Below are 7043 nucleotides of genomic sequence, written 5' to 3'. Positions count from 1 at the left end.
GTGCTGAACGGAGGTTCAAGATGGCTCGACCAATGGTCACCGTGGATGGGAACGAGGCAGCGGCGAATGTCGCGTATCAATTGAGCGAGGTGATCGCCATCTACCCGATCACCCCCTCCTCCCCCATGGGGGAGCTGGCGGACGAATGGGCGGCGAAGGGGCGGCCGAACCTGTGGGGCACGGTGCCGAAGGTGATCGAGATGCAAAGCGAGGGCGGGGCCGCCGGAGCGATCCACGGCGCCATCCAGGCGGGCGCCCTGGCCACCACCTTCACCGCCTCCCAGGGATTGCTCCTGATGATCCCCAACATGTACAAGATCGCGGGGGAGCTCACCCCCCTGGTGATCCACGTGGCCGCCCGCACCATCGCCACCCACGCCCTTTCGATCTTCGGCGATCACAGCGACGTGATGGCCGCCCGGCAGACCGGGTTCGCCATCCTGGCTTCGGGCTCCGTGCAGGAGGCCCAGGATCTGGCCCTCATCGCCCACGCCGCCACCCTGGAGTCGCGGGTCCCGTTCCTCCATTTCTTCGATGGCTTCCGCACCTCCCACGAGATCAACAAGATCGAGCTGCTCACCCCCGAGGACCTGCGGGCGATGATCGATGAGGAATGGATCCGCGCCCACCGCGCCCGGGCCCTCTCTCCGGATCACCCCTTCATCCGGGGCACCGCCCACAACCCCGACACGTATTTCCAGGCCCGGGAAGCCGTGAACCCGTACTACCTGGCCTGCCCCACCATCGTGCAGAACGCCATGGATCGCCTCGCCCGCCTGGCAGGCCGTCATTACCATCTCTTCGATTACGTGGGGGACCCGGAGGCGGAGCGGGTGATCGTGATCATGGGCTCCGGGGCGGAGGTGGCCCATGAGACCGTGGAATACCTGAACGCCCGCGGCGAACGGGTGGGCGTGGTGAAAGTCCGCCTCTTCCGCCCCTTCTCGGTGGAGCATTTCGTTCAGGCGTTGCCCCCCACTGTGAAGGCCATCGCGGTTCTGGACCGCACGAAGGAGCCGGGGAGCGCGGGGGAGCCCTTGTACCAGGACGTGGTGACGGCGGTGGCGGAGGCGATGGCCTCCGGCATCGCGCCGTTCCGCGCCATGCCGCGGATCATCGGCGGGCGCTACGGCCTCTCCTCCAAAGAGTTCACCCCCGGCATGGTCAAGGCGATCTTCGACGAGCTGGCCAAGGACCGGCCGAAGAACCATTTCACGGTGGGGATCTACGACGACGTCACCCACACCAGCCTGGATTTCGATCCCGACTTCTTCATCGAGAGCCCTGAGACCGTGCGGGCGGTCTTCTACGGCTTGGGGGCCGACGGCACGGTGAGCGCCAACAAGAACTCCATCAAGATCATCGGGGACGAGACCGATTTTTACGCCCAGGGCTACTTCGTGTACGACTCCAAGAAGTCCGGCTCGGTGACGGTCTCGCACCTGCGCTTCGGCCCACGGCCGATCCGCTCCTCCTACCTGATCCGCCGCGCCAACTTCGTGGCCTGCCATCAGTTCCACTTCCTGGAGCGCATGGATGTGCTCCAGATCGCCGAGCCAGGGGCGGTCTTCCTGCTGAACAGCCCATACGGCCCGGACGAGGTCTGGGATCACCTCCCCCGCTCGGTCCAGCAGGCGATCATCGAGAAGAACTTGCGCTTCTACGTGGTGGACGCCTACCGGATCGCACGGGAGCACGGGCTGGGTCCGCGCATCAACACGATCCTGCAAACCTGCTTCTTCGCCCTCACGAACATCCTGCCGATCGACCAGGCAGTGGCCAAGATCAAAGAGGCGATCATGAAGACCTATGGGAAGCGGGGCGAGGCCATCGTGGAGAAGAACTTCGCCGCCGTGGACGCCGCCTTGCAGCACCTCCACGAGGCGAAGGTGCCCAGCCGCGTCACCAGCACGTTCGACCGCCGCCCGCCGGTTCCGCCGGAGGCGCCGGAGTTCGTGCGGCGGGTGACCGCTCGCCTGATCGCCGGGGAAGGCGATCTCCTGCCGGTGAGCGCTTTCCCGCCGGATGGAACGTGGCCGAGCGGCACGACGAAGTGGGAGAAGCGGAACATCGCCCAGGAGATCCCGGTGTGGGAGCCGGATCTGTGCATCCAGTGCGGGAAGTGCGTGATGGTCTGCCCGCACGCCGTGATCCGAGCCAAAGTCTACGACCCGGCCCTCCTGGCCGACGCCCCGCCCACCTTCAAGCACGCTCCCGCCCGCTGGCGGGAGTTCAAGGACATGGCTTACACCATCCAGGTGGCGCCGGAGGACTGCACCGGTTGCTCGCTGTGTGTGGAGGTCTGCCCGGCGAAGGATAAGTCCGATGTCAGCCGCAAGGCCATCAACATGCGGCCCCAGGCGCCCCTGCGGGAAGCCGAGCGGCGGAACTGGGAGTTCTTCCTCCAACTCCCGGAGGTCGACCGACGACAGGTGAGCTTCAGCCAGGTCAAGGACGTACAGCTCCTGGAGCCCTTGTTCGAATTCTCCGGCGCCTGCGCGGGGTGCGGGGAGACGCCGTACCTCTCGCTGCTCACCCGGCTGTTCGGCGACCGGCTGGTGGTCGCCAACGCCACGGGGTGCTCTTCGATCTACGGCGGCAACCTGCCCACCACCCCCTGGACTTACAACCGCGAGGGGCGCGGGCCGGCGTGGTCGAACTCCCTCTTTGAGGACAACGCCGAGTTCGGCCTCGGGATGCGCCTGAGCCTGGACAAGCAGCGGGAATACGCCCAGGAGCTCCTGCGGCGGCTCAGCGCCCAAATCGGCGAGGCCCTGGTGGAGGAGCTCCTCAACGCGGACCAATCCACCGAGGAGGGGATCCGCGCACAGCGGGAGCGGGTCGGGTTGCTGAAGGCCCGCCTGCGGGAGCTCCCCGATTCGCAGGAGGTGCGGGATCTTCTGGCGCTGGCAGACGCGCTGGTCCGCAAGAGCGTGTGGATCATCGGAGGCGATGGGTGGGCGTACGATATCGGCTACGGCGGCCTGGATCACGTGCTGGCCTCCGGCTACGACGTGAACATCCTGGTGCTGGACACGGAGGTCTATTCCAACACCGGCGGCCAGATGTCCAAGGCCACCCCGCGGGGCGCCGTGGCCAAGTTCGCTGCAGGCGGCAAGCGAGGCCCCAAGAAGGATCTCGCCCTGATGGCCATGACCTACGGCAACGTCTATGTCGCCCGGGTGGCGATGGGGGCCAACGACACCCACACCCTCAAGGCCTTCTTGGAGGCGGACTCCTACGAAGGTCCCTCCCTGATCATCGCCTACAGCCACTGCATCGCCCACGGCTACGACCTGCGCTACGGCATGGAGCAGCAGAAGCGGGCGGTGCTTTCGGGCTACTGGCCGCTGATCCGCTACGACCCGCGGCGGCTGCGGGAGGGCCTCAACCCGCTCCAGATCGACTCCAAGCCGCCGAGCCTGCCGCTGTCCGAATACGTGTATAACGAAACCCGCTTCACGATGCTGCTCCACAGCCGGCCGGAGATCGCGGAGGAGCTGCTGGAGGAAGCGGAGGCGGACATCCGCTTCCGATGGCGGATCTACGAGGCGCTGGCCCAGATGCCGCTCAACGGCCGAAACGGCGGCTCGCACCAGGCGTAGGGGCGGGACCCGTGTCCGTTCCTGTAGGGGCGCCCACAAGGGGCGCCCCTACAGGAAAAATGCCTTATGGGGACGCCCCCAAGAGGTGCCCCAATCGCGGGGATCCTCAAGAACGGCCGCTCAAGCGCCCTACGACAAACGGATCATCCCTTCCAGCCGCGGGGGAAATCCCATATGATCGATCTCTCGACCCACTATCTGGGCTTCCGATTAAGGAACCCTCTGATCGCTTCCTCCTCTCCGCTCACTGAAGATCTCGATACGCTTCGCCGCCTGGAGGAAGCCGGCATCGCCGCCGTAGTGTTGCCCTCGTTGTTCGAGGAGCAGATCACGCAGGAGAGCGAGACGCTGGATTATGGCCTCTCCTATGGCGAGGAAAGCTTCGCCGAGGCCCTGCGCTATTTCCCGGATCTCCAGGATTACAACATGGGGCCGCAGGGATACCTGGAGCACATCCGGCGGGTGAAAGAAGCCCTCTCCATCCCGGTCATCGCCAGCCTCAACGGGGTCACTACCGGCGGATGGATCCGATACGCGCGCCTGATGGAGGAAGCCGGGGCCGATGCCCTGGAGCTGAATTTATATTACCTGCCCACCTCTGTGGAAGAGACCAGCCACGCGGTTGAGGAAGGGTACGTCCGGCTGGTGCGGGATGTGGCCGCCTCCGTGCGGATCCCTGTGGCCCTGAAGCTGAGCCCTTACTTCAGCTCGCTCCCCCACATCGCCAGGCGCTTCGAGGAGGCGGGGGCGGCCGGGCTCGTGCTGTTTAATCGCTTCTACCAGCCGGACATCGATCTGGAGTCCCTTGAGGTGGTGCCCAATCTGGTGCTCAGCACTTCCCATGAGCTCCGGGAGCGCCTGCGCTGGGTGGCGATCTTGTACCCTCAAGTGCGACTGGATCTGGCCATCACCGGCGGAGTGCACACCGCCGAGGATGTGTTGAAGGCGATGATGGTCGGCGCGAAGGCGGTCACCATGGCTTCGGCGCTGCTGCGCCATGGCCCAGAATATGTCCGGCAACTGCTGGAGGATCTGCGCCGCTGGATGGAAGAGCACGAGTACGTCTCGATCGAACAGATGCAAGGGAGTATGTGCCGACAGCGAGCCGCCAACCCCGCTGCCTACGAACGGGCGAATTATATGCGGGTGCTCAGCTCCTTCCGATGGCGGCCCTCATGAGGGAAGGCGTTTTGGGGGCGTTGGCTTCGACCTGCGTCCCATCCTGGAGGACGTCCTGGGTAGGGAGGCCGCCGGAAGCAGCCTCCCTACCCAAAGGGGTTTCTCACCTGAGCAGCTCTCGCAACCGCTCGGCCAAGATCCAGGCGACCTCCTCGGGCGAGCCCTCCAGCCGGATCCGCTTTCGTTCCCGGGAAGGGGCCTGGGCCAGGCCCGAAACCTGGGTGGGAGATCCCGTTGTCCCCACGAAAGCCTCATCGACCTCTAAATCCGCCGCGCTCCACACCGTGACCCGCTCCGGAGCGAAGGCCCACGGCTTAAGCCGGTAATCCATAAAGCGGGGCTCGTTACACCCGGTTTTCACGGAGATCACCGCCGGCAGCGGAACCTCCAGGATCTCATATCCGCCCGGGCGTTCCCGCCGCCCCCGCACCACCCGCCGCACCGGATCCAGCTCCACCTGAGTCACAAGGGTGATCTGGCTGAAATCCAGCCACTCCGCCAAGCCCGGCGGCACCTGCCCGGTCGCCCCGTCTGAGGATTCCTCCCCACAGAAAACCAAATCCACCGGGCCCAGCTTCCGGATCCCTCGGGCCAAGGTATAGGTCGTGGCCAAGGTGTCCGCCCCACCGAATTTGCGATCGCTGAGCAGATAGATATGATCCGCCCCCATCGCGAGCCCCACCCGCAGATAAGGCTCGAAGAAGGGCGGTCCCATGGAGACGATCGAGACCCGGCCGCCGAAACGATCTTTCAGCTGGAGCGCCATCTCCAGGGCGTTCATATCCGGCGGGTTGATCTCCGAACGGGCTCCCGCCCGGTCCAGCCGTCGGGTCTGTGGGTCCACCCGCACTTCCTCTGGCTTAGGCACCACTTTCATGCAAACGACGAAATGCCACTCCCGGCCATCCGGGCTCATCCTGAGAGATCGCATTGCTGCCTCCCTCTGCGCATCCACGCTCCCATATGGGTTAGGCGTTACGCCGCTCGGAGCCCGCAAGAGGAGGCACCCGGCTCCGCCCTTAAAGCCCCCACGAGGAAACCCCCGGCGTAACTCCTACGGGTTCCGCAAGGGCCCTCTCGCCTGCGGCCCGCCTCCACCTCACACCGCCACTCGTTCCGCCCGCAGGGCCTCGATCAAGGCAGGGATCACCTGCAGGGCATCGCCCACCACGCCGTAATCGGCGAACTCGAAGATCGGCGCCTCTGGATCCGAGTTCACAGCGATCACCGTCCCGGCGTTCTGGATTCCCACCACGAACTGAAAAGCGCCGCTGGCTCCGCACACGATGGCGACCTTCGGCCGGCACACGACACCGGTCTGGCCCACCTGTCGCTCCCGGCCGATCAGGCCCTCGTCCACCGGGGGACGGGTCGCGCCGACCTCTCCACCCAGCAACCCGGCCAGCTCCTGGAGCAGGTCGAACCGGCCATGGATCCCTCGCCCCCCAACGACCAACACCGGCGCCTGGGTGAGATCCACGCCCTGGCCGACCACCCGCTCCACCACACGGGTGCGAAGATCCTCCGGCCGCAGATCAACCTCCAGCGGGATCACCACGCCGGTCCGCCCAAGCTGGGGAGATGAAAGCGGGAAAACCCCCGGCCGCACTGTGGCCATCTGAGGGCGATGGTTCGGCATGGTGATCAACGCGACGATCCCGCCGCCAAATCCGGTGACCTCGCCGACCAGCACACCCCCTTGTTCCAGATCCAGCCGCAGATCGGTGCAATCGGCCGTGAGCCCGGTCCGGAGCCGGACCGCCAAGCGCCCGGCCAGATCCCGGCCGTTCGGCGTCGCGCCGCATAGGAAGACACTGGGACGACCCCGAAGGATCGCCTGGAAGGCCACAGCGGTGTGCGCCTCCACTGTGAACGGCTCCAATAGGGGATGATCGGCCACCCAGACCTCGTCGGCCCCCCAGGCGAACGCCTGTTCCACCATGGGCTCCACCCGATGGCCCAGGAGCAGGCCAGCGACCCGCCAGCCCGCGGCCTCCGCCAGCTCCCGCGCCTTTGAGAGCAGCTCCAGGGAGACCCGCACCAACGCCCCCTGCTCATGTTCCAGGTAGATCCAGAACGCCGGCTGGGCCTCATCGGGACCATATAAAGGGGCTGCCATAGTTTCCTCACCTCAGCGCGGATGGGGAAATGGGACCTTTGGGCGCTACCGCTTTATCCGCTTGAGAACATGTGGGGAAGGGACAGATGACCCCTCCTCCCTTCTTCCCTATGGGGTTTGGGGCCGCCGAAAGCGGCCCC

General features: G+C 65.9%; 4 protein-coding genes. 2 read left to right on the top strand and 2 right to left on the bottom strand.

The window, feature by feature from the left end; genetic code table 11:
- The first annotated feature begins 20 nt into the window (after window positions 1–20).
- Window positions 21–3605 carry a pyruvate:ferredoxin (flavodoxin) oxidoreductase gene (nifJ, locus tag ACFMO5_RS12135; protein ID WP_376793016.1) on the top strand — a complete coding sequence of 1195 codons (3585 nt, stop codon included), beginning with the start codon at window positions 21–23 and terminating at the stop codon, window positions 3603–3605.
- Between the two features lie 174 nt (window positions 3606–3779).
- Window positions 3780–4784, top strand: coding sequence for a dihydroorotate dehydrogenase-like protein (locus ACFMO5_RS12130; RefSeq protein WP_376793015.1), 1005 nt, complete (start codon window positions 3780–3782; stop codon window positions 4782–4784).
- 103 nt (window positions 4785–4887) lie between these two features.
- On the opposite strand, the gene ACFMO5_RS12125 is transcribed toward ACFMO5_RS12130, so the two are convergent.
- Window positions 4888–5715, bottom strand: coding sequence for an electron transfer flavoprotein subunit beta/FixA family protein (locus ACFMO5_RS12125; RefSeq protein ID WP_376793014.1), 828 nt, complete (start codon window positions 5713–5715; stop codon window positions 4888–4890).
- A 168-nt stretch (window positions 5716–5883) separates the two neighbouring features.
- A complete protein-coding gene (locus tag ACFMO5_RS12120) occupies window positions 5884–6903 on the bottom strand; it encodes an electron transfer flavoprotein subunit alpha/FixB family protein (RefSeq protein ID WP_376793013.1) in 1020 nt (339 codons plus the stop codon).
- Between the last annotated feature and the right edge of the window lie 140 nt (window positions 6904–7043).

The sequence above is a fragment of the Thermoflexus sp. genome (assembly GCF_042408365.1).
GTDB lineage: Bacteria > Chloroflexota > Anaerolineae > Thermoflexales > Thermoflexaceae > Thermoflexus.
The sequence above is the reverse complement of the archived record's forward strand: the minus strand, read 5'-3'. Positions and strand labels throughout refer to the sequence as shown.